Raw genomic sequence first — 22176 nt, 5'->3', positions numbered from 1 at the left:
TCATACCTCGTTGAGCTGTTGAGCGGCATCCAATGCCGCGCGGCCTCGTGGGCCATGAAAATATTCGTGAATCCAGGCGTCGTCCGTTTCCGAGACGATGTCGATGGCATCGGCCACCAGTACTTTTTTCTGCGCCAGCACCGCCACCCGGTCGGTGATGGTGTACAGCGTGTCGAGGTCATGGGTGACCAGGAACACACTCAGGCCCAACGCATCGCGCAGGGTCAGTATTAGTTGATCGAAGGCGGCGGCGCCGATCGGGTCGAGGCCGGCGGTGGGTTCGTCGAGAAACAGAATGTCCGGGTCCAGCGCCAGGGCACGGGCCAGGGCCGCGCGCTTGATCATGCCGCCGGAGAGTGACGATGGATATTTGTCGGCGGCCGACAGTGGCAACCCGGCCAGGGCCAGTTTCACTGCAGCAAGGTGTTCAGCGTCGGGACGGCTGAGGCCGGCATGCTCGATCAGTGGCAAGGCGACGTTTTCCGTGACCGTCAGCGAGGAAAACAGCGCGCCCTTCTGGAACAGTACACCGAAGCGCCGTTCCACCATCGACCGCTCATGTTCCGACAGGCTCGGCAGGTCCTGGCCGAATACCCGCACCGCACCCTCACTGGGCTGGCGCAGGCCGATGATGCTGCGCAGCAGCACCGACTTGCCGCTGCCGGAGCCGCCGACCACGGCAAGGATCTCGCCTTTGTACAAATTCAGGTCGAGATTTTCGTGCACGCTCTGCTTGCCGAAGCGATTGCACAGGCCACGCACTTCGATCACCGCCTCGGCGGGCGCACGGGGTAAACGACTCACCAGCCCATCTCCATGAAGAACAAGGCGGCCACCGCATCGAGCACGATCACCACGAAAATCGACTGCACCACGCTGGAGGTGGTGTGGGCGCCGACGGACTCGGCGCTGCCGCTGACCTTGAAGCCCTCCAGGCAACCAATGGCGGCGATCAGGAAGGCGAAGATCGGCGCCTTGACCATGCCGACGAGGAAGTGCTGCACGCCAATGTCCGACTGCAGCAGCGAGAGGAACATCGCTGGCGAGATATCCAGGGCCACTGCGCACACCACGCCACCGCCGATAATCCCGGAGATCATCGCCAGGAAGGTCAACATCGGCAGTGCCACCAGCAACGCCAGGACTCGGGGCAGCACCAACAACTCCATCGGGTCCAGGCCCAGGGTGCGGATGGCGTCGATTTCTTCGTTGGCCTTCATCGAACCGATTTGCGCGGTGAAGGCACTGGCGGTACGGCCGGCCATCAGGATTGCGGTGAGGAGTACTCCGAATTCGCGCAGGAACGAAAAGGCCACCAGATCCACGGTGAAAATACTCGCGCCGAAACGGGCCAGCACCGTGGCACCGAGAAACGCCACCACTGCGCCCACCAGAAAGGTCAGCAAGGCGACGATGGGTGCGGCGTCGAGGCCGGTTTGTTCGATATGGGCGACCATCGGGGTCAGGCGCCAGCGCTTGGGGCGGAACACGCTGCGGGCAAAAGTTTCGAGGATCAGGCCGATAAAACCCAGCAACTTCATGCCGTCTTGCCAGACGGTGTCCACCGCGCTGCCTATGCGTGCCAGCAGTTGAATGCCGGCGCCCTCTTCCGGTTCTTTGACTGGCACACAGAAGTCGTTCAGGGCGCGATAGACGGTTTTGAGCAGAGCCCGGTCGGCGGTGGACAGGCTGCAATCGGAATGTTCGGCGGATTGCTCAATGCGCTCGGGGCCGAGCAACTCGACCAGCAGCGAGGCGCCGGCCGTATCCAGGGCGCCCAGGCCGTTAAGGTCGATGCGCGTACCGGCGTCGTATTGGCCGTCGAGCTTTTGCGAAAGCTTTTTCAGGGAGGTGTAGTGGGCCAGCGTCCAGTCCCCTGTAACCCTGAGTTGTGGTGGGGTGGTGGACGTGTCCAGGTGAGCGGCTCCAGCCGTTGTGCTACTGGTCATAAGCTCCGAGCTTGTTTGGCTACTACACAGTTCCTACGTAATAGCACGATCCTGCCTACTTTGGCGCGTTCGCCGTCGCGGGGTCCTGACTGGCGTCAGTTACTGTGAAGCGCAACACGCCGATCACCTGCCCGTCTTCGGTCAGCACCCGCACCTGCCAGTGTCCCACCGCGTTCGGCGGGAAATTTTGTTTGTGGGTCCAGGCCCGGTAGCCTTCCTTGCGCCCGCCGTGAATATCCAGGGCAATGCGGTCGACCTCTTTGCCGTTGAATTTCCAGACATGGTAGATCCGTTCATCCAGCCCGCGCGGCGCGTTGATCGCGGTATAGGCGTACAGCCCGCTGCTGCGCAGTTGGCTGGAACTGACTTCCTTGAGGTCATCGCCGGGAGTGCGGTCTTGCAACTGGGTGCTGATGGCGACTTCGCTCATCCACAACGTGGCCGGCGGTACCCAGCTGCGCAGGAACCAGCCGGCGGCGCCAATGGCGGCGGTTACTCCCAGCAACATGACCCAGCCCCGCACACTGCGCAGCGGCAGGCTGACCGCCAGGCTGGGGATCGAAAGAGCCATCGCCACCCCGAGTGCCAGCTTGTAACTCTCGGCGGTGGTCAGGTGCAGGATGATCGGCAGCGCGGTCAGTAGGGCGGCGAACAGAGTTAGGGTGTGCAGCGCCAAGAACAGCGAGCGCTTGGGTGCCAGCCACTTGTAGTACAGCGGGTCGGTGATCGAGACCAGCGCTGCCGCGCCCAGCAGGCCGGTGAAGACCGATTGGCCGCTGTTCCAGGTGGTGGTGACAAAAAAGAACGGCAGGACGAAGAACAGGCTTTCCTGATGGATCATCTGCGTGGCGTAGCGCAGCAGCGGTTCGGGGATTTCCCGCTTGAAAACTTTGCTGAATAACTGGGTGAAGCTGTTTTCCAGCATCAGCCATAACCAGCTCACCAGCATGATGATGGCGATCCAGCTGGCCATACCTTGCTGGCGATCCACCAGGATGAAGCTGCTCACACCCGAGATAAAACCGCCGAGTGCAATCACACCTGGGTAGCGCTTCATCAGTTCGATGACGCGCTGTATGTAATGGGTCAGGTTAGGCATTCGGCAGTTCACAGTCTTTGTAGGGAAAAATCCCAGACAGAATAACGTCTTAGCCGTTTCATTGGGGTGTCATTGCGCAATCGCTTTGCGATAACGCCGCAGGCCCAGCAACACAATCGCGATCAGCCCCAGAACGCCTGCGCCGACCCAGTTGAGGGCGTCGTAGCTAAGCAGCGGTTTTTCGATGCGCCAGTAGCCGGTCTGGTTAAGGACCTGGCGCATGGCCTGGTTGGTCTGCTCCAGGTTGACCGCCTTGATGCGCTTGATCGGGTCACTGAAGCGCCCGTCGGTGTAGTCGCCCGAGGCGCTCCAGTAATAATCGGCCAGCGCGCTGTTGCCCTGCACGGCCCAGGCCTGGCGGGCGATGGCAGCCTGTTTCAGGCGAGCGAAGGTAGTCGGGTCGAGGCCGTCCTTGAGCAGTGTGGTCTTGAGGGTTTCCAGCACCTGCTCGGCTTCGGGCAGGTTGTCGCGTTCAAGGTCGGCGTTGAGGCTCAGGAAGCCAACGCCGCCGAGCACTTCTCGCTCGCTCCACGGGCCGTAGGACAAACCGTGCTTGAGCCGCAGTTGGCGATACAGCGCCCAGTCCATGTAGTCCTTGAGCAGGTCGTAGGTTTCGTCGTGTTGATCGTCCAGCATCGGTTCCGGAAACAGCCAGTGCAGCTTGGCGCCATCGCCGACCCAGCCGTGGATCAGATCCCGGTGAGTGGCTGCGGCGTGCTGAATCTGCGGCAGGGACCGATGTTCGCTGGGGTCTACCGGGTCGAGCTGTCCGTAGGTGCGTTCCAGGTAGGCCGGCAGCAACTTGTCCAGGTCGCCGACGATGATCAGGGTCATGTTGTTGGGTGCGTACCAATCCTTTCGTACCTTTTCCAGTTGGTCGCGGGTCAAGTCGTGGACTTCTGCCCGTTCGGCGCACTTGATGCCTAACTCTACCGCCAGTTGATTGCTGGCGCTGTGGCCCAGGTCCTGGCGATCCAGCAGGCGTTGCAAGTGGGAGTAATGGCCGCCATCTTCGCGCTCGACCACTTGCTTGGCGGCAGTGATGGCGGCGTCGTTCAGCTCGGTTCGGGTCAGGATCGCCAGCAACAGGTCCAGCACCTTGCGCTGGTTGTGCGCCGGTGCCTCGATGACGAAGGTGGTGTCGGCGTTGCTGGTGAAGGCGTTCCATTCGCCGCCCAGGGCTTGCATCTGCTCTTCCAGAGCCCCTTCGCTGCCGCCGTCGATACCGCTGAACAGCAGGTGCTCCAGCAGGTGCGGCAGTTCCTTGTCTTGGCAACTGAAGTCGTCCAGACCAACGCCGACCACCAAACGAATGGCCACGTGCCCGCGCTCAGTGCCCGGCTTGAGCAGTAATTGCAGGCCGTTGGGTAACATATAGCCTTCTACCTGCAAGCGATCAAAGGCAAAGGCATGTGCCGAGCCCATGAGCAGGCAGGCGAATAACAGGCGACGCATAACAAGCTTCCTGGCGAGTGAGGTCCGTTTTAACTGACTTCACGCACCGCCGTACGTTCAGGGCGAATGGGTGATATCGGCAATATTATCCGCCGCCAGTGCGCCGGTTTCGCAGGTTTCCAGAACCACATAGGCGCTGCTGCAGAACAACGAGTTCAGGCGCTTCATGTCGGCGATCAACTCCAGATGCAGGGAGCTGGTCTCGATGCTCTGTACGATCTTGCGTTGCAGGCGGCTGACGTGGGCGTGGGCCAGGCGTCGTTCCTGGGCGCGGAAGCGGCGTTTTTCACGCAGTAATTGCCGGGCGCTTTCCGGGTCGGCACTGAGAAACACCGAAAGGCCCAGGCGCAGGTTGGCGATTAGTTGGCTGTGCAGGCCGGCCAGCTCTTCCAGGCCAACTTCGGAAAACGAGCGGCGCTGGGAGGTCTTTTGCTGCTGGACCTTGCGCAGCATGCGCTCGATCAAGTCGCCAGCCAGTTTCAGGTTGATCGCAAGTTCAATGATCTCGGCCCAGCGGCGGCTGTCCTGTTCGCTGAGGTCTTCGCGAGGCATCTGCGCCAGGTAGAGCTTGATGGCGCTGTAGAGGGCTTCGACATCGTCGCTGAGGCTGCGCATTTCCTGGGTGATTGCGGTTTGATTGCCCCGCAGTACTTCCAGCATTGAGGTCAGCATATTGTCGATCAAGTCTCCCAGGCGCAGGGTTTCCCGCGCGGCATTGGCCAGCGCCAGACTTGGGGTGGCCAGTGCCGTCAGGTCGAGGTGACGGGGCTTGGCCAGGCCGTTGACCTCCGGCCGCTCCGGCAGCAGCCAGGCACACAAACGCGCCATCGGGCCGATGGTGGGCAACAGGATCAGGCAACGGGTGACGTTGTAGAGCAGGTGAAAGGTGATGACCATGCCTTGGGTGCTGTAGTCCAGGGTGTCCATCCACTGCACCAGCGGATCGAGGACCGGAATAATCAGCAGTAAGCCGATCAGCTTGTACAGCAGGCTGCCCAGCGCGACCTGGCGCCCGGCGGCGTTCTGCATGCTGGTGCTGAGAAAGGCCAGCACGCCGGAGCCGATGTTGGCGCCGATTACCAGGCCTATGGCCACGTGCAGGCCGATCACGCCGGCGCCGGCCAGTGTGGCGGTCAGCAGCACGGCAGCCAGGCTGGAGTAGGAAATCATCGCGAACAATGCGCCTATCAGGGCATCGAGCAGAATGTCGCCGGTCAGCGAGGCGAACAGCACCTTGACGCCCTGGGCATGGGTAATGGGCCCTGCGGCTTCGACGATCAATTGCAGCGCGAGGATGATCAGGCCCAGGCCGATGCCGACGCGGCCCATTTGTCCGATTCGCGTTTGTTTGCGGGACAGGAAGAAAATCACGCCAAGAAAAATCAGCAGCGGCGACAGCCAGGACAGGTCGAGGGTCAGCACCCGGGCCATTAACGCGGTACCAACGTCGGCGCCGAGCATGGTCGCCAGGGCGGGCGTCAGGCCCATCAGGCCCTGGCCGACAAATGAGGTCACCAGCATCGCCGTGGCGTTGCTGCTTTGCACCATGGCGGTGACCAGTATCCCGGCGATGAATGCCAGCCAGCGCTTGGACATGTTCTGCCCGATCACCTGGCGCAAGTTGGAGCCGTAGACCCGCAGGATGCCGGTACGGACGATGTGCGTGCCCCAGATCAGCAGGGTCACCGCGGAAAGTAGATTGAGCAGGGTCAGCATGCTCGGCCCCCTGTGTTGGTCGTGCTCCAAAGGAGCAAATGGTTGGTGCCGCGTATTGTTCTACGTTGTGTACTTAAGCTGTAGTTGGCGAATGGGCTACGCGCCAGCATCGCATAGCTAAAGAAGGGATTGAAACAAAACTGTCATGAAATCAGCTTTTTGCAGATGAAAAAAGAGGCCCGAAAGCCTCTTTCCTGTAGGAGCGGGGACGCCTACATTTTGATCTGCGCAAGTTTATTGACCCGGAATATCCTTGCGTAGTTTCACAGGGCCTTGCTGTTTTTTCTTTTTCGCGATGGCGGTGCGCATCTTGATGTTCACCGCTTCCACAGCCAGCGAGAACGCCATGGCGAAGTAGACGTAGCCTTTTGGCATGTGAACGTCGAAGGCTTCGGCGATCAATACGGTACCCACTACCAGCAGGAAGGACAGCGCGAGCATCTTCAGCGACGGGTGTTTGTCGATGAAGTCGCTGATGGTGCCAACGGCCAGCATCATCACCAGTGCGGCGACGATGATCGCCGCCACCATCACTGGAACATGGGAAACCATGCCCACGGCGGTAATGACCGAGTCCAGCGAGAAGACGATGTCGATGATCGCAATCTGGATGACGGTGTAGATGAACTTGCCACCCTTGCCTGTTGGCTCGTCGTGGGTTTCGTCTTCACCTTCCAGCGCGTGATACATCTCTTGGGAGCTTTTCCACAGCAGGAACAGGCCACCGAAGAACAGGATCAGGTCGCGCCCGGAAACGCTGTGGCCGACCACCGTGAACAAGTCACCTGTAAGGCGCATGACCCAAGTGATCGACAGCAGCAACAGGATGCGCGTGATCATGGCCAGGGCCAGGCCGAAGATTCGGGTGCGCGCCTGCATATGCTTGGGCATACGGCTGACCAGGATCGAAATCATGATGATGTTATCGATGCCCAGGACGATCTCAAGAGCCGTCAGGGTGAAGAAGGCAATCCAGATTTCCGGATTGCTCAGCCATTCCATGTGTATTCCTTTGAGCGAGTGCTGGACCACGCCAACCCTCAGGTCAGGTCGGCGCAGTGAGTTGTACGATTATAGAGTGCTGTACAGCGGAAAAATCCCCATCAGCAACGCGGCAACCATTATGCACAGGCACACCAGCACTGCCCACTTGAGGGTGAAACGCTGGTGATCGCCAAATTCGATACCGGCCAGGGCCACCAGCAGGTAAGTCGACGGCACCAGCGGGCTGAGCAAGTGTACCGGCTGGCCAACGATCGAGGCGCGGGCCATTTCTACGGCGGTGATACCGTAGTGGCTGGCGGCTTCGGCCAGTACCGGCAGTACGCCGTAGTAGAACGCATCGTTGGACATGAAGAAAGTGAACGGCATGCTCACCAGTGCGGTGATTACGGCAAGGTAAGGGCCCAGGGCATCGGGAATGACCGCCAGCAGGCTCTTGGACATGGCATCGACCATGCCGGTGCCCGACAGGATGCCGGTGAAGATACCGGCGGCGAAGATCAACCCGACTACCGCCAGGACGCTACCGGCGTGGGCGGCGACGCGGTCTTTCTGTTGTTGCAGGCACGGGTAGTTGACGATCATCGCGATACTGAAGGCCACCATGAACAGCACGGGCAGCGGCAACAGGCCTGCGATTAGTGTGCACATCAGGACCAGGGTCAGGGCGCCGTTGAACCAGATCAGCTTCGGACGGCGGGCGTCCGGGTATTGCGAGACGCTGATTTCGCTGTGGTCGATTTCATCGCCTAGCAGGTGTAATTCGCCGAGACGGGCACGTTCGCGTTTACCGTACATGTAGGCAATCACCAGGATAGCCACCACGCCTGCGAGCATCGCCGGAATCATGGGTACGAAAATGTCCGATGGGTCCACATGCAGTGCGCTGGCAGCACGGGCGGTCGGGCCGCCCCATGGCGTCATATTCATCACACCGCCGGCGAGGATGATCAGGCCGGCCATGATCCGCGGGCTCATACCGATGCGCTTGTACAGCGGCAGCATGGCGGCCACGCAAATCATGTAGGTAGTGGCACCGTCACCGTCCAGGGACACCACCAGCGCCAGCACCGCAGTACCGACCGAGACTTTCAGCGGGTCGCCCTTGACCAGCTTGAGGATCTTGCGCACGGCCGGGTCGAACAGGCCAGAGTCGATCATCAGGGCAAAATAGAGGATGGCGAACATCAGCATCACGCCGGTTGGCGCCAGCTTGGTGATGCCTTCGAGCATCATCGGGCCGATTTTCGGCGCAAAGCCGCCGAACAGCGCGAACAGGATGGGGACGATGATTAGGGCGATCAGCGCGGACAGGCGCTTGGTCATGATCAGGAACATGAACGTGATGACCATGGCAAAGCCAAGGAAAGTCAGCATAGGAATACTCCAGGCGTAGCGCGGCTAGGGAATGGCGAACCGAGGGTTGGTCAGCGCAGAACGAAAAGCACGAGGCGTACGGGAGGAGTCGGGACAAGCAGGCGGGTACGAGCAGACATCAGAATCACCATTGTTGTTGTTAATTGGGCCGTTGGGCGTCGGAACGCTCAGGCAGGCCTGCCGGTCTATTGCCGGAAGTGGGGGCGATCCTAATCGCGCAAGCTTTCAGCCAGCTTTCGCTGAAGAAACAGGCGACGGGGAGTAATCTGCTGGCATAGAGCATCCAGGGGCTTGGGATATGAGCGATTTGCATGCAGGCGGCTGCCATTGCGGCAGGGTGCGTTATCAGTTCAGCGGGCCGCTGGTGGATATCGCCCATTGCCACTGTTCGATTTGCCGCAGGGCCAGCGGTGGGTTGGTGACCACCTGGATCACCCTGCCCCGTTCAGCGTTTGCCTGGGTGACAGGGCTGCCTGCGCAGTACGACTCTTCTGAGAGTTGTATGCGGTATTTCTGTTCTCACTGTGGTGCGCAGTTGGCGCTGGTGACGCGGCTGAGCCCGGAAAGTATCGATGTGACCATCGCGACCCTGGATCATCCGGAAGATGCACCAGCGGATCGGCATATCTGGGTGACGAGCCGGTTGCCGTGGGTGCATCTGGATGAGCAGTTGCCGCAGGAGGATGAAGAGCAGCTCTAAGGCAACTCCAATCCACCGGCGGCCTTGTGCAAGGCCCGCAGGTGTTCGCCAACCTGCTTGAGATTGGCCTCGCACTCGGCAATCTCTGCTGCCCTTGAAGGCTCCAGCAGCGCTCTCACTTCCTTGTCCAGTTCGCCGGTTAGCGATTGCAGCTGCTTCTGGCGCAGGCTGCTCTCAGACTCCAGGCGCTTGGACTCCACTGGCTGCGGCAATCCATAGCCGCTACTGCCCAGCAGCTCTGCCGGGCGACTAAGAAAGCCGCTGTTGGCGAGGATTTGCTGCAAGGTGGCGTTGGCCTTGTCCATGCCGCCGTTCTTCAGCTCGCGAGCGCCCAGGTAGCGTTGTTTGACTTCGTCCTGAGCCAGCATCAGCTGTCGCCGGAAGCTCGCCTGCTCCAACAGTAGCAACGCGGCGCTGGTACGCAGGTCGGCCTGGGCGAACCATGGGCGGCGTTCCTTGGCACTCAGTGCCAGCCAGTCTTCGACTTGGGTTTGCTTGATCGGCAGGTGCTTCTTCAGCACCTCGAACATCGCCTGGTAGCGCTCGCGGAAAGAGTCGAAGTGATAGCCCAGGCGCAGGGCCTCTTTGGGGTCGTCCAGCACGCTGGTATCGGCCAAGCCCCGGCCCTTGAGCACTTCCAGCAGGCCGTTGGGGGTGATGTTGTCCAGGCCGGTCAATTGCGGGTTGGCGCTGCCACTGCGTAACAGTTTCAGGCTTTCCACCGCGCAGTTGTTGGAGATGAAGTAGTAATTGCCGTCGTAGCTCCAGTGCATCTCGGCGGCATGCTCGACGGTGTCGTTGATCTCTTGTCGCGTCAGGATCAGCGGCACAGAAGCCAGGCCGCGCAACTCGGTCTTGGTGTACTCATCGATGACCTGGGCCAATGGCAGTACGAACAGTCGTGACGGGTACTTGCCCACCAGGCCATCCCAGCTCGACAGCTGTACGTCACCAACGAAGGCGCGGTAGGACAACACCAGGTGCTGATCCAGATCCAGCCGGCAATCCGGACCCCGTGGCCGGCCCGGTGCGCAGATCACCAGGCGCAGCATGCTGTGGCCCCAGCGGCTGACCAGGTTCTGGTTGGCTTCGGCCAGCAGGTAATCGATGGCGTAGACCCGTTCTGGGTCAACCTGGCCCAACGGGGTCTTGGCGAAATCGTTGCCGGCGTTGAGGAAGGCGAAGGTCTTGGCGCAGTTGTCCTTGACTGGCGGCGCCCAGCCAAAGTGCTCCTTGTAATAGCGGTACAGCGAGGGACGGCGGCAGGCGTAGCTCGGGTCGAGGAGGAAATACTCCATGTTGACCGCGACGTACTCCTTGGGATTGGTGATTTCGTAGATGTCGGGGCTGCGGGCGATCTGCCGGTTGTGCTGTTCGCGCTCGCCACGCCGGCCGACGTATTGCGGCCAACCAGCCAGGTCCAGCAGGCGCGGGTCGTCGCTTAGGGTGAAGCGGCGGTCATTCTGCCCGCGGCATTGATCGGGTAGGCCAATCAGGCCGGTGATGCTGTTTTGGCGGCTGCAGCGCTGGATCAGCGCGCGGTCAGCGTTGGGCCACAGGCGGGCGCGGTCGTAGATGTGGGTCAGTTCATGCAGCACGGTGGCGAGCATTTCCCGGCGTACGGTGCCGTGGGGGCGATTGGTTTTTTTAGTGGCAGCCGTGCCGTCGGTGAGGCTGGCCAGCAGGTTGCGATTGAGGTCCAGTTCGGACACCAGGGATGCCTGGCCGTAGGCATTGCTGGGCATGTCATTGGTCCAGCCGACGTCTATGCGCCGGTCCAGCTGCTCAATGAAGCGCGGTGGCAAGGCCTGCATGGCTTCATCGAGTAATACCTGGCTAGCCTGCTGTTCGGCCGGGCTCAAACCGTCGGTCTTGAGCCGCAGTTGCAGGCTAGCTTGGGCGGTGTTGCCACACAGCAGTACAGTTGCGGCCAATAGCCAGGCGGCAAGGCGCCTCACAGTGCGAGGATGGCTTCGGCGAGTACCTGGTCACTAGCGTCACGGGCTTCTGGCACGCGGGTACGCAGGGTATTGAAGGCTGCTTCCAGTTGGGCGCCGCGAATGTTGCCATCGCTGGCGACGAAACTGGCGGCATCATCGTGGGCTTCGCGCACAATTTTTGAATCTCGGATTGAGGTGGTGGTGTCCGAGGTGAAATCAATGGTACGGCCAGAGGCCCGGACGATGATGTTACTGGTGGCCACCAGGGTTTGTGCCTGGGCAACATCGACCAACAACAGCAGACCGAGGGCGGCGGCGATCAGCGGGCTACGCATGGAATAACTCCGTAAGACAAAGATGATTATTGGACGAGAATTGCCTGAGCCAGTTCAAGGTCGCTGGACTTAAGTTTTGGCTGGGTACGACGTAGATAATCCAACGCTGATTCCAGCTGGGCTCCCCGCCATTGGCCGTCAGTGGCAATGAAAGCAGCAGCGTCATCCTGGGCGGCCAGTATCAATTTATTGTCGAACGGGGCGGAGGTCACTTTGCTGGTGGCATAAGCGCTGACTACGATGCTTTGGGTGGACAGGTCAAAGGCCAGGGCCAAACCGGACCAACAGCCAGCAAGCAATGCAGGGACAATCAATAAGCGGTATGAAAAAGCCATGGGACTCGACAACTGAAAACGAGTGTCAAGGCTAGCGCAATGCCCGGGCGAGAGCCAGCGCCGAGGTCTCAGGGAACGGCTGGCGCTCCCTTCGTCCCGGTTTGCGGTCAGATCGCCAGGATGGCTTGGGCCAATTGCGCGTCGGTCGTTGTATTGAGTTGTGGCGCTTGCTGGCGGATCTGTGCCAGGGCGCTTTCCAGTTTCACGCCACGAATGGCGCCTTCGCTGGCAACAAAGCTGGCCGCGTCGTCGCGGGCGGCGCGTACGACCTTGTTGTCACGCAGTGAGGACGTGGCATCGGAGGTGGCGTCGGAAGTAGCTTTTAGCGCGCCGACGATCGAATCGGTGGTCACGATCAGGCTGGTAGCGCTTGCGTTGGCGGCCAGGACCAGCAGGGCTGCAGCGCTCAGCAGACGAAGACGGGACATGGGGTGACTCCTGTGAATGAACTAAGAAGGTGGCGCAGAGCCGCCGCTGTAAGCTGGGCGTTGTTGCCGTTGGGCATCAGACGCGCGTTCTATAGGGCTCGCCACGTGGTAGCAGGATATTAGCTGCCACTTATCTGTTCGGATAGCCTGTCCCGGCGGTAGGCGTGATTACTCTCTCCAGAAGGGCTTGGACAGTTCGGCCATTCGGCTGCCATGGCTGATACCTGCATCTGACAATTCTCGTGGGTCGAGCTCGGCCAACTGGCGCCGCGTGCGGGCGCGCCGTGCCCATTGGGTTAATGTGTAGGCGGCGCGGCGCAGAAGGCGTTTAAAAAGATTACATCGTGCAAAGGTGGCGAGGGTATTTGGCAAGGGGTTCATGGCGAGCGTCTTTCTTGGTGTTCTGGAGCACCATGTTGGGCTTGTCGCTATTACCGGTACAGATACACCAATAATAAATTGTACTGTTTAATTGTTTTGTTTTTTTAACTGTACTGATCTTTTGATAGGCCTTCTGTGTGCTGTCTGAAATCGAGGTCTCAAAAACAACAAAACCCGCCTCCAGTCACCTGGGGCGGGTCTTGCTATAACAATTCGGGATGCTGGCGGTGGACCCCGTGGGTTCGGGCCAGCGGGCGCTACATTAGCGCCAGAACGGCTTGCTCAGCTCTTCGTAGCGTTGAGCTTCGCTGATCCCTGCATCAGCCAGCAGACGCGAATCCAAGCGAGCCAATTGATGGCGGCTGGAGATGCGGCGCTGCCACAACATCAGGTTGGCGATAACGCGTAAAGGCAGGGAAGCCTGGGTGTTTACAGCTTTGTCTTCGAAGAACAGTTCGGAACTGAGTGTACGTTCCATGGTGACATCCTTCCGCTTGTGGCGGGATTAGGTAGTGGTTTAACTGATGCCAATGATCCTCCTCCGGCACAAGACTCTCTAGATACAGTTCATCTGTATTGTGAGGGGCCAGTTAACTGTTTATAGCGGCTGTACTGTACGGAAATGAGGAAACTGTACCTGTAGGCACTTAAATGGTGCGTTATAGGTGTTTGTGAGGGTGATTGTAGGATTTTTCGGTAGGGAATGACCGGTACAGCAGTACAGTTTTTTGCGGAATCTGCGCTGGCAATCCAAGGCTGATGAAACTGTATTTGCATCAGCCCGGATCTGTATCAATTACGCTTTCAGCATATGCCCGGTTTCTTCCAGGTTGATGTGCCAGCTCAGTGCGTCGCGCAGGATGTGCGGGGTATGCCCACCCTGGGTACAGGCTGTAGTGAAGTAGGTGTTCAGCGCGTCGCGGTAGGCTGGATGTACACAGTTATCGATGATTACCCGTGCCCGTTCCCGTGGAGCCAGGCCCCGCAGATCTGCCAGGCCCACTTCGGTCACAAGGATGTCGACATCATGTTCGGTATGGTCGACGTGGCTCACCATGGGCACCACGCTGGAAATCGCCCCGCCTTTGGCAATCGACTTGGTGACGAAGATCGCCAAGTGCGCATTGCGGGCGAAATCGCCTGAGCCGCCAATGCCGTTCATCATCCGCGTGCCGCAGATATGGGTGGAGTTGACGTTGCCGTAGATGTCGAACTCCAGCGCGGTATTGATGCCGATGATGCCCAGGCGCCGCACCACTTCCGGGTGGTTGGAAATTTCCTGTGGGCGCAGCACCAGTTTGTCCTTGTAGCGCTCCAGGTTACCGAACACATCAGCGTTCCGACGTTCCGACAAGGTGATTGAGCTGCCTGAGGCAAAGCTCAGCTTGCCTGCGTCGATCAGGTCGAAGGTCGAGTCCTGAAGCACTTCCGAATACATGGTCAGGTCTTCAAACGGAGAGTCAATCAAGCCGCACATCACCGCGTTGGCAATGTTGCCGATACCCGCTTGCAGCGGGCCGAGCTTGTTGGTCATACGGCCGGCATCCACTTCCTCTTTGAGGAAGTGGATCAGGTGATTGGCGATCGATTGAGTATCGCTGTCGGGCGCCGCCACGGTGGACGCTGAGTCTGCCTGGTTGGTGATGACGATGGCGACAATCTTTTCCGGCGGAATCGGGATTGCGGTGCTGCCAATACGGTCGTCTACCTTCACCAGTGGGATCGGTGTGCGGGTCGGGCGATAGGACGGTATGTAGATGTCGTGCAGGCCTTCCAGGTTTGGGTTGTGCGCCATGTTGATCTCGATGATCACTTGCTTGGCGAAAATCGCAAAACTGGCCGAGTTGCCGACCGAGGTTGTCGGCACGATGTGCCCTTGCTCGGTGATGGCGACGGCTTCGATGATGGCAATGTCCGGCAGCTTGAGTTGCTTGTTGCGCAGCAGCTCGACGGTTTCCGACAGGTGCTGGTCGATGAACATCACTTCGCCGGCATTGATGGCCTTGCGCAGGGTGCTGTCGACCTGGAACGGCATGCGGCGCGACAGTACGCCGGCTTCGGTCAACTGTTTGTCCAGGTCGTTGCCCAGGCTCGCGCCGGTCATCAGGGTGATTTTCAGCGGCGAGGTCTTGGCGCGCTCGGCCAGGGCGTGGGGCACGGCCTTGGCTTCACCGGCGCGGGTGAAGCCACTCATGCCGACGGTCATGCCGTCCTGGATCAGGGCGGCGGCATCGGCAGCGCTCATGACCTTGTTCAACAGCGAAGGCAAGCGGATACGATCACGGTACATGGATTGTTATCTCGGGCAACGGAGGCAAGGTGGGCAGTCTAGTGATTTCAAAAAGTTTCGTCCCGCTACCATGGTCGAATGCAGGGCAGCGATTTAGAGCCTTTGGTCGGGTTTTTCCCGACAATAAAAAACCCCAGCCTACTAAAGGCCGGGGTTTAGGGTATTGCGCTGGAGCAGTGTTTATTCGACAGCCTTGACCATGGCTTCGATGACTTTCTTGGCGTCGCCGAAGACCATCATGGTTTTGTCCAGGTAGAAGAGTTCGTTGTCCAGGCCGGCATAGCCGCTGGCCATCGAGCGCTTGTTGACGATGATGGTCTTGGCCTTGAACGCTTCGAGAATCGGCATGCCGGCGATCGGCGATTTCGGATCGTTCTTGGCGGCCGGGTTGACCACATCGTTGGCGCCAAGCACCAGCACCACGTCGGCCTGGCCGAACTCGGAGTTGATGTCTTCCATCTCGAACACCTGGTCGTAAGGCACTTCCGCCTCGGCCAGCAGCACGTTCATGTGGCCAGGCATACGACCGGCGACCGGGTGGATCGCGTACTTCACGGTCACGCCACGTTGGGTCAGCTTCTCGGTCAACTCTTTGAGCGCATGTTGTGCTCGTGCTACCGCCAGGCCGTAGCCGGGAACGATGATCACGGTGTCGGCGTTGGTCAGCAGGAAGGTGGCGTCATCGGCCGAGCCAGATTTCACCGGGCGCGCCTCTTTCGAGCCTGCCGGGCCGGCGGCCTCTTTCGTGGTGCCGAACCCCCCGAGCAGCACATTAAAGAAGGAGCGGTTCATCGCCTTGCACATGATGTACGAGAGGATCGCGCCGCTGGAGCCTACCAGCGAGCCGGCGATGATCAACATCGAGTTGTTCAGCGAGAAGCCGATGCCCGCTGCTGCCCAGCCGGAATAGCTGTTGAGCATCGATACGACCACCGGCATGTCGGCGCCGCCAATCGGGATGATGATCAGCACGCCCAACACGAACGCCAGGGCCAGCATCAGAGCAAAGGCGCTGAGGTTGCCGGTGAGCATGAAGGCCAGGCCAAGGCCCAGGGTCGCCAGGCCCAGCACCAGGTTCAACTTGTGCTGGCCAGCGAACTGTACTGATGCGCCCTGGAACAGGCGGAACTTGTATTTGCCTGACAACTTGCCGAAGGCGATTACCGAGCCGGAGAAGGTGATGGCACCGATGGCAGCACCGAGGAATAGCTCCAGACGGTTGCCGGCAGGGATCGCATCTCCCAGCTGTTTGACGATACCCAGGGACTGCGGCTCAACCACAGCGGCAATGGCGATAAACACCGCAGCCAGGCCGATCATGCTGTGCATGAAGGCTACCAGCTCCGGCATCTTGGTCATTTCCACTCGCTTGGCCATGATTGAGCCAGCGGTACCGCCTACCAGCAGGCCGACAATCACGTAGCCGATACCTGCGGTGGCCAGTTCAGCGCCCAACTTATAGATGAGGCCCACGGTGGTGAGTACTGCCAGCGCCATGCCGAGCATGCCGAACAGGTTGCCGCGCCGGGATGTAGTCGGGTGCGAGAGACCTTTGAGGGCCTGAATGAAGCAGATCGACGCGATCAGGTAGAGCGTCGTGACAAGGTTCATGCTCATTACTTAGGCGCCTCTTCTTTTACGGCTTTCGGGGCTTTTTTCTTGAACATCTCAAGCATGCGTCGGGTGACCAGGAAGCCGCCGAACACGTTGACCGCAGCCAGAGCCACGGCAAGAGTGCCCATGGTCTTGCCCAGCGGAGTGACGGTCAGTGCTGCGGCGAGCATGGCGCCGACGATCACAATCGCCGAAATGGCGTTGGTCACCGCCATCAGGGGGGTATGCAGTGCGGGAGTGACGTTCCAGACCACGTGATAACCGACATAAATCGCCAGCACGAAGATGATCAGGTTGTAGATACCGGGGGAGATAAGCTCTTCCATCGTCTGAATCCCTGCTTAGGCGTTTTTGCGGATGACTTGGCCGTCGCGGCACATCAGGCACGCGGCGACGATGTCGTCTTCAAGGTTGATTTCAAACTGCCCTTCCTGGGTGAAGACCAGCTTCAGGAAGTCCAGCAGGTTGCGTGCATACAGGGCCGAGGCATCAGCGGCGACGGCACCAGCCAAGTTGGTCGGGCCGCAAATGGTCACGCCGTTTTCCACGACCACTTGATCGGCCACGGTCAACGGGCAGTTACCGCCCTGGGCTGCGGCGAGGTCGATGACTACTGAGCCTGGCTTCATCTGCGCGACGGTTTCGGCGCTCAGTAGGGTCGGTGCCTTGCGACCGGGGATCAGTGCAGTGGTGATGACGATATCGGCCTGCTTGGCGCGCTCATGCACTGCGAGGGCCTGGCGCTGCATCCAGCTGGTTGGCATGGGGCGAGCATAACCACCGACGCCGACGGCGCATTCGCGCTCTTCATCGGTTTCATACGGCACATCGACGAATTTGGCGCCGAGGGATTCGATTTGCTCTTTCACCGCGGGGCGCACGTCGGATGCTTCGATCACTGCACCCAGCCGTTTCGCTGTGGCAATCGCCTGCAGGCCAGCAACGCCAGCGCCGAGAATCAACACGCGGGCGGCTTTCACTGTTCCCGCGGCGGTCATCAGCATCGGCATGAAGCGTGGGTAGTGATGAGCGGCCAGCAATACAGCCTTATAGCCGGCGATGTTGGCCTGGGAGGACAGTACGTCCAGGCTTTGCGCGCGAGATGTGCGCGGTGCCGCCTCAAGGGCGAAGGCGGTGATACCGCAGTCGGCGAGTTTGGTGATGATTTCGTTGCTGAACGGATTGAGCATCCCCACCAATACGGTGCCGCTTTTGATCAGCGTCAGTTCGCTGTCGCTGGGGGCGACCACCTTGAGGATAAGCTCTGCGCCAAATGCATCGCTGGCACTGCCAATGGTTGCGCCTGCCGTTTCATAGGCACTGTCGACGATGCTGGCGTTAATGCCTGCCCCGCTCTGTACAGTGACCTTATGGCCCTGGCCGATCAGCTTCTTGATGGTTTCCGGGGTTGCAGCAACCCGCGTTTCACCGGTCTGGGTTTCGAGAGGAACACCAATGTGCACGTCAAATCTCCTGCGTGATCTTTTTGCTTTTGATCTTTTTGTAAAAAGGCCAGCGCGCCATGGAGGGCGTGACTGGGGCGGCCGATCAGCACGATCCCGCCGAAATGACAGCGGGGCGCGGCATTTTGCAGGCGAACTTTACGAGCATCAAGGGATTATGACGGGTGACGAAAAATTAACTACAAGTCACCCTGTGACTGATTGTCGCAATATCCGTAAATAACTACGCCAAATGCAGGCTTCTAAAGGCATAAAGGCGAAAATAAGGGGTTTCGCCATCGTTGATGTGAATAAGGGAGTATCGGGCTTGATAAGGAGCTGTAGGCCACGTAAGTCATGGCTTAAAGTCAAATTTAAGACTGATAGGTACAGTCTGTCGAATTGCGACATATATGTATATCTGTAGGATTCAATATTAATTGACTACAAGGTCAACAAGGTGCAGCGCCTGCTTAAACATTAGGGTTGTAGCGCTGTGACTGGTCGATCAGCCAGTCTCTGAACGCATGCAGGGAGGCTGATTCGACTTTCCTTTCGGGAATCATCAGGTAATAGGCCTTTGAGCTTGCGAGGACCTGAGGGCTGGCAACCACCAACTGGTGCTCGCTCAATTCCCGTTGAATGAGGAACGGCGGGATCAGCGCGACACCCATGTCATGCATGGCTGCCTGGGACAACATGGAGAATAGCTCGTAACGGGGCCCTGTCATGTCGCGGGGGACGTTCAGTTGCTGCGCGTTGAACCACTGGCGCCAAGCGTAAGGCCGGGTGGTTTGCTGCAGAAGGGGCATTTCGGCGATCTCTTGTGCACTGAAGTGTGTGCGGTCACCCAGCAATTTTGGGCTGCATACTGGGAGTGGGTTTTCTCCCATCAATCTGTGAGATTCAGTACCTGACCAGTCGGCGTCTCCAAAGTAGATCGCCGCGTCGAATTCGGTATCGGCAAACAGAAAGGGCCGTGTGCGGTTGGTGAGGTTTACGGTGACTTCCGGGTGCTGCTGCTGGAAGTCCTTGAGACGTGGAATCAGCCATTGGGTGCCAAAGGTCGGGACCACCGCCAGTTCGATGACATTGGTACCTTGCTGGCCCATCACTGACAGCGTATCGCGCTCCACTGCATCCAATTGAGTCGCCACTCTGCGGCTGTAGGACAGGCCGGCTTCGGTCAGCTTCACCCCGCGGCGCGACCGCCGAAATAGCTCGACACTCAAAAAATCCTCAAGGCCGGCGATCTGTCGACAGATGGCGCCTTGAGTGATGGAAAGCTCCTGCGCCGCCTTGGTAAAGCTCTCGTGGCGGGCTGCGGCCTCAAAACTGACCAGCGCTGTGGTGCTGGGTATCTTCCTGCGCATGTACCGTACCCTCACTAATAAAATGCATATATGCCCTTCTAAATCGTTACGGAGTGATAAATTAGCACAAGGCCATGCAAAAACCTCGTTTGCTCTCCTCGCCTGCCCGGCCTAGGCTCCATGCACGACTTTTGATCTACTTCGCGAGGACTCACTCATGGGCGGTAAGGCAAGCTTCAACTGGATCGATCCACTGTTGCTGGATCAGCAGCTCACCGAAGAAGAGCGCATGGTGCGCGACAGTGCCGAGCAGTTCGCCCGGAACAAGCTGGCGCCGCGCGTTCTTGAAGCCTTCCGCCATGAAAAGACTGACCCTGCGATCTTCCGTGAAATGGGTGAAACAGGTTTGTTGGGAGCAATGATTCCCGAGCAGTACGGCGGCAGCGGTTTGAACTACGTCAGCTATGGCTTGATCGCTCGTGAGGTCGAGCGTGTCGACTCCGGGTACCGTTCGATGATGAGTGTGCAGTCGTCTTTGGTCATGGTGCCTATCAATGAATTCGGCACTGAAGCACAAAAGCAAAAGTACCTGCCCAAGCTGGCGTCCGGCGAGTGGATTGGTTGTTTCGGTCTGACCGAGCCTGACCATGGTTCCGACCCGGGTGCGATGATTACTCGTGCGCGCAAGGTGGATGGCGGCTACAGCCTTACCGGCAGCAAAATGTGGATCACCAACAGCCCGATTGCTGATGTGTTTGTGGTTTGGGGCAAGGACGATGCGGGCGACATCCGCGGTTTTGTTCTGGAAAAAGGCTGGAAAGGCCTGAGTGCCCCGGCGATTCACGGCAAGGTCGGTCTGCGCGCCTCGATCACGGGTGAGATCGTTATGGACAACGTGTTTGTGCCGGAAGAAAACATCTTCCCGGATGTCCGTGGTTTGAAGGGGCCGTTCACTTGCCTCAACTCGGCGCGTTATGGCATTTCCTGGGGGGCGTTGGGTGCTGCGGAGTTCTGCTGGCACACGGCTCGCCAATACACCCTTGATCGCCAGCAGTTCGGTCGTCCGTTGGCCGCTACCCAGCTGATCCAGAAGAAGCTGGCGGACATGCAGACCGAAATTACCTTGGCCCTGCAAGGCTGCCTGCGTTTGGGGCGCATGAAGGATGAGGGTACGGCTGCGGTCGAGATCACCTCGATCATGAAGCGCAACTCGTGCGGTAAATCGTTGGATATTGCCCGTATGGCTCGCGACATGCTCGGTGGGAACGGTATCTCCGACGAGTTCGGAATCGCCCGTCATCTGGTCAACCTGGAAGTGGTGAACACTTATGAGGGTACTCACGATGTGCATGCGTTGATTCTGGGGCGCGCCCAAACTGGTATTCAGGCGTTCTATTAATAGGAGGACGACCATGGGCGCGCTATCGCATCTGCGGGTACTGGATTTGTCGCGAGTGCTGGCGGGCCCTTGGGCCGGGCAGATTCTAGCGGACCTCGGGGCTGAGGTGATCAAGGTCGAAAGGCCTGGCAATGGCGATGATACCCGCGCCTGGGGCCCGCCCTTCCTTAAGGACGGTTATGGCGAGAACACCAGTGAGGCCTCGTACTATTTATCGGCCAATCGTAATAAAGAGTCGGTAACCATCGACTTCACGCGGCCGGAGGGGCAGAAGCTGGTTCGCGATCTAGCGGCGAAGTCGGACATTCTGATCGAGAACTTCAAGGTCGGTGGCCTGGCGGCTTATGGCTTGGACTATGAGTCGCTCAAGGAAATCAATCCGGAGCTGATCTATTGCTCGATCACTGGCTTTGGCCAGACAGGTCCTTATGCTAAGCGGGCTGGATATGACTTCATGATTCAGGGGTTGGGCGGGCTTATGAGCCTGACCGGTCGACCTGAGGGCGATGAGGGCGAAGGGCCGGTCAAGGTAGGTGTTGCCTTGACCGATATCCTGACGGGGCTTTACTCCACCGTTGCGATTCTGGCGGCCATGGCACACCGCGATCATGATGGTGGTGGGCAGCATATCGATATGGCCTTGCTGGATGTCCAGGTGGCTTGTCTGGCCAATCAGGCGATGAATTACCTGACTACGGGTGTGTCGCCCAAGCGGCTAGGCAATGCGCACCCTAATATCGTGCCGTATCAGGACTTTCCCACGTCCGACGGGGATTTCATTCTGACCGTGGGTAATGACGGGCAGTTTCGCAAGTTTGCTCAGGTCGCTGGGCAGTCTCAGTGGGCAGATGATCCTCGGTTTACCACCAACAAGCTGCGGGTGGCCAATAGGGCGGCGCTGATTCCTTTGATTCGTCAGGCGACTGTCTTCAAGACCACGGCCGAGTGGGTGGCACAGCTTGAGAAGGTTGGCGTGCCTTGTGGGCCGATCAATGATTTGGCGCAGGTGTTTGCTGATCCTCAGGTTCAAGCGCGGGGATTGGCTATCGAACTGCCTCACGCGTTGGCTGGAATGGTTCCACAGGTTGCCAGTCCTATTCGCCTTTCCAAGACGCCTGTTGAATACCGCAGTGCGCCTCCCCTGTTGGGCGAGCATACCTTTCAGGTGCTGCAGCAGGTGCTGGGGTTGTCTTCGTCAAGTGTTGCAGCGTTGAAGGAGTCAGGCGTTATCTGAGCGCCTTCTTCTATATGAGTGCGAGAGCCCTTCTATATAGAAGAAGCGGCGATCGATTTTTAGCCAAGTCGACCTTATTGATAGAAAGCCGAAATTAAGGGTTGACGGCAGATCCTGGAAGTCTATAATTCGCCCACTTCCGGCGCAGTCGAAACGGAAAACTCCTT

21 protein-coding genes are annotated in these 22176 nt (G+C 59.1%); 3 read left to right on the top strand and 18 right to left on the bottom strand.

Features of this window, described 5'->3' with window-relative positions; translation table 11 throughout:
* From AAEZ06_RS26680 to AAEZ06_RS26650, 7 genes are all read right to left on the bottom strand, one after another.
* Entirely contained in the window at positions 1-804 is an 804-nt protein-coding gene (locus AAEZ06_RS26680; protein ID WP_149412740.1) for an ABC transporter ATP-binding protein, read from the bottom strand.
* On the bottom strand, positions 801-1949 hold the full coding sequence (locus AAEZ06_RS26675; protein WP_149412739.1) for an ABC transporter permease: 1149 nt from the start codon (positions 1947-1949) through the stop codon (positions 801-803). The genes AAEZ06_RS26680 and AAEZ06_RS26675 overlap by 4 nt, the downstream gene beginning before the upstream one ends.
* 55 nt (positions 1950-2004) lie before the next feature.
* Complete coding sequence (locus AAEZ06_RS26670; RefSeq protein WP_149412738.1) at positions 2005-3048, bottom strand: DUF5924 family protein; 1044 nt, start codon at positions 3046-3048, stop codon at positions 2005-2007.
* 69 nt (positions 3049-3117) lie between these two features.
* Positions 3118-4503: a M16 family metallopeptidase gene (locus AAEZ06_RS26665; RefSeq protein WP_350617067.1), complete on the bottom strand. Its 1386-nt coding sequence runs from the start codon at positions 4501-4503 to the stop codon at positions 3118-3120.
* A 57-nt stretch (positions 4504-4560) separates the two neighbouring features.
* The gene (locus AAEZ06_RS26660) at positions 4561-6219 is read right to left on the bottom strand and encodes a Na/Pi cotransporter family protein (RefSeq protein ID WP_149412736.1); all 1659 of its coding nucleotides are present in this window, start codon (positions 6217-6219) and stop codon (positions 4561-4563) included.
* A 234-nt stretch (positions 6220-6453) separates the two neighbouring features.
* Positions 6454-7221, bottom strand: a complete 768-nt coding sequence (locus tag AAEZ06_RS26655; RefSeq protein ID WP_350617064.1) for a TerC family protein — start codon at positions 7219-7221, stop codon at positions 6454-6456.
* Positions 7222-7290: 69 nt separating this feature from the next.
* Positions 7291-8598, bottom strand: coding sequence for a CitMHS family transporter (locus AAEZ06_RS26650; protein ID WP_149412734.1), 1308 nt, complete (start codon positions 8596-8598; stop codon positions 7291-7293).
* Between the two features lie 298 nt (positions 8599-8896).
* Between AAEZ06_RS26650 and AAEZ06_RS26645 the strand changes: the two genes are divergently transcribed.
* On the top strand, positions 8897-9298 hold the full coding sequence (locus AAEZ06_RS26645; RefSeq protein WP_149412733.1) for a GFA family protein: 402 nt from the start codon (positions 8897-8899) through the stop codon (positions 9296-9298).
* On the opposite strand, the gene AAEZ06_RS26640 is transcribed toward AAEZ06_RS26645, so the two are convergent.
* From AAEZ06_RS26640 to AAEZ06_RS26590, 11 genes are all read right to left on the bottom strand, one after another.
* Complete coding sequence (locus AAEZ06_RS26640; RefSeq protein WP_350617061.1) at positions 9295-11256, bottom strand: DUF7844 domain-containing protein; 1962 nt, start codon at positions 11254-11256, stop codon at positions 9295-9297. The genes AAEZ06_RS26645 and AAEZ06_RS26640 overlap by 4 nt on opposite strands.
* Entirely contained in the window at positions 11253-11573 is a 321-nt protein-coding gene (locus AAEZ06_RS26635) for a DUF2388 domain-containing protein (protein ID WP_149412731.1), read from the bottom strand. Before AAEZ06_RS26635 ends, AAEZ06_RS26640 begins: the two co-directional genes overlap by 4 nt.
* A gap of 26 nt (positions 11574-11599) precedes the next feature.
* Positions 11600-11908, bottom strand: coding sequence for a DUF2388 domain-containing protein (locus AAEZ06_RS26630; protein WP_149412730.1), 309 nt, complete (start codon positions 11906-11908; stop codon positions 11600-11602).
* 107 nt (positions 11909-12015) lie between these two features.
* Positions 12016-12336: a DUF2388 domain-containing protein gene (locus AAEZ06_RS26625; RefSeq protein ID WP_149412729.1), complete on the bottom strand. Its 321-nt coding sequence runs from the start codon at positions 12334-12336 to the stop codon at positions 12016-12018.
* A gap of 168 nt (positions 12337-12504) precedes the next feature.
* Positions 12505-12717, bottom strand: coding sequence for a DUF1127 domain-containing protein (locus tag AAEZ06_RS26620; RefSeq protein ID WP_149412728.1), 213 nt, complete (start codon positions 12715-12717; stop codon positions 12505-12507).
* A 262-nt stretch (positions 12718-12979) separates the two neighbouring features.
* Entirely contained in the window at positions 12980-13195 is a 216-nt protein-coding gene (locus AAEZ06_RS26615) for a DUF1127 domain-containing protein (protein WP_007911656.1), read from the bottom strand.
* A gap of 318 nt (positions 13196-13513) precedes the next feature.
* Complete coding sequence (scpC, locus tag AAEZ06_RS26610; RefSeq protein WP_350617057.1) at positions 13514-15007, bottom strand: succinyl-CoA:acetate CoA-transferase ScpC; 1494 nt, start codon at positions 15005-15007, stop codon at positions 13514-13516.
* Between the two features lie 180 nt (positions 15008-15187).
* Positions 15188-16624, bottom strand: a complete 1437-nt coding sequence (locus tag AAEZ06_RS26605; protein ID WP_149412726.1) for an NAD(P)(+) transhydrogenase (Re/Si-specific) subunit beta — start codon at positions 16622-16624, stop codon at positions 15188-15190.
* Positions 16624-16947, bottom strand: a complete 324-nt coding sequence (locus tag AAEZ06_RS26600; RefSeq protein ID WP_003187010.1) for an NAD(P) transhydrogenase subunit alpha part 2 — start codon at positions 16945-16947, stop codon at positions 16624-16626. Before AAEZ06_RS26600 ends, AAEZ06_RS26605 begins: the two co-directional genes overlap by 1 nt.
* Before the next feature lie 15 nt (positions 16948-16962).
* On the bottom strand, positions 16963-18084 hold the full coding sequence (locus AAEZ06_RS26595; RefSeq protein WP_350617053.1) for a Re/Si-specific NAD(P)(+) transhydrogenase subunit alpha: 1122 nt from the start codon (positions 18082-18084) through the stop codon (positions 16963-16965).
* Between the two features lie 452 nt (positions 18085-18536).
* Entirely contained in the window at positions 18537-19436 is a 900-nt protein-coding gene (locus AAEZ06_RS26590; RefSeq protein WP_178114476.1) for a LysR family transcriptional regulator, read from the bottom strand.
* 157 nt (positions 19437-19593) lie between these two features.
* On the opposite strand from AAEZ06_RS26590, the gene AAEZ06_RS26585 reads away from it, so the two are divergent.
* Entirely contained in the window at positions 19594-20775 is a 1182-nt protein-coding gene (locus tag AAEZ06_RS26585; RefSeq protein ID WP_149412723.1) for an acyl-CoA dehydrogenase, read from the top strand.
* Positions 20776-20788: 13 nt separating this feature from the next.
* Positions 20789-22009 (top strand): CaiB/BaiF CoA transferase family protein, encoded by a 1221-nt coding sequence (locus tag AAEZ06_RS26580; RefSeq protein ID WP_350617050.1) that lies wholly within the window; start codon positions 20789-20791, stop codon positions 22007-22009.
* The last annotated feature ends 167 nt before the right edge of the window (positions 22010-22176 follow it).

Source organism: Pseudomonas sp. HY7a-MNA-CIBAN-0227 (genome assembly GCF_040310325.1).
Taxonomy (GTDB): domain Bacteria; phylum Pseudomonadota; class Gammaproteobacteria; order Pseudomonadales; family Pseudomonadaceae; genus Aquipseudomonas.
This window is presented reverse-complemented; position numbering and strand designations above follow the sequence as displayed.

What these genes read in the sequence shown, in the direction of transcription:
- AAEZ06_RS26665 (WP_350617067.1), bottom strand. Translation starts at nt 4,503, where the DNA reads ATGCGTCGCCTGTTATTCGCCTGCCTGCTCATGGGCTCGGCACATGCC.
- AAEZ06_RS26605 (WP_149412726.1), bottom strand. Translation starts at nt 16,624, where the DNA reads ATGAGCATGAACCTTGTCACGACGCTCTACCTGATCGCGTCGATCTGC.
- AAEZ06_RS26650 (WP_149412734.1), bottom strand. Translation starts at nt 8,598, where the DNA reads ATGCTGACTTTCCTTGGCTTTGCCATGGTCATCACGTTCATGTTCCTG.
- AAEZ06_RS26600 (WP_003187010.1), bottom strand. Translation starts at nt 16,947, where the DNA reads ATGGAAGAGCTTATCTCCCCCGGTATCTACAACCTGATCATCTTCGTG.
- AAEZ06_RS26630 (WP_149412730.1), bottom strand. Translation starts at nt 11,908, where the DNA reads ATGGCTTTTTCATACCGCTTATTGATTGTCCCTGCATTGCTTGCTGGC.
- AAEZ06_RS26620 (WP_149412728.1), bottom strand. Translation starts at nt 12,717, where the DNA reads ATGAACCCCTTGCCAAATACCCTCGCCACCTTTGCACGATGTAATCTT.
- AAEZ06_RS26660 (WP_149412736.1), bottom strand. Translation starts at nt 6,219, where the DNA reads ATGCTGACCCTGCTCAATCTACTTTCCGCGGTGACCCTGCTGATCTGG.
- AAEZ06_RS26615 (WP_007911656.1), bottom strand. Translation starts at nt 13,195, where the DNA reads ATGGAACGTACACTCAGTTCCGAACTGTTCTTCGAAGACAAAGCTGTA.
- scpC (WP_350617057.1), bottom strand. Translation starts at nt 15,007, where the DNA reads ATGTACCGTGATCGTATCCGCTTGCCTTCGCTGTTGAACAAGGTCATG.
- AAEZ06_RS26670 (WP_149412738.1), bottom strand. Translation starts at nt 3,048, where the DNA reads ATGCCTAACCTGACCCATTACATACAGCGCGTCATCGAACTGATGAAG.
- AAEZ06_RS26590 (WP_178114476.1), bottom strand. Translation starts at nt 19,436, where the DNA reads ATGCGCAGGAAGATACCCAGCACCACAGCGCTGGTCAGTTTTGAGGCC.
- AAEZ06_RS26655 (WP_350617064.1), bottom strand. Translation starts at nt 7,221, where the DNA reads ATGGAATGGCTGAGCAATCCGGAAATCTGGATTGCCTTCTTCACCCTG.
- AAEZ06_RS26625 (WP_149412729.1), bottom strand. Translation starts at nt 12,336, where the DNA reads ATGTCCCGTCTTCGTCTGCTGAGCGCTGCAGCCCTGCTGGTCCTGGCC.
- AAEZ06_RS26585 (WP_149412723.1), top strand. Translation starts at nt 19,594, where the DNA reads ATGGGCGGTAAGGCAAGCTTCAACTGGATCGATCCACTGTTGCTGGAT.
- AAEZ06_RS26645 (WP_149412733.1), top strand. Translation starts at nt 8,897, where the DNA reads ATGAGCGATTTGCATGCAGGCGGCTGCCATTGCGGCAGGGTGCGTTAT.
- AAEZ06_RS26580 (WP_350617050.1), top strand. Translation starts at nt 20,789, where the DNA reads ATGGGCGCGCTATCGCATCTGCGGGTACTGGATTTGTCGCGAGTGCTG.
- AAEZ06_RS26635 (WP_149412731.1), bottom strand. Translation starts at nt 11,573, where the DNA reads ATGCGTAGCCCGCTGATCGCCGCCGCCCTCGGTCTGCTGTTGTTGGTC.
- AAEZ06_RS26675 (WP_149412739.1), bottom strand. Translation starts at nt 1,949, where the DNA reads ATGACCAGTAGCACAACGGCTGGAGCCGCTCACCTGGACACGTCCACC.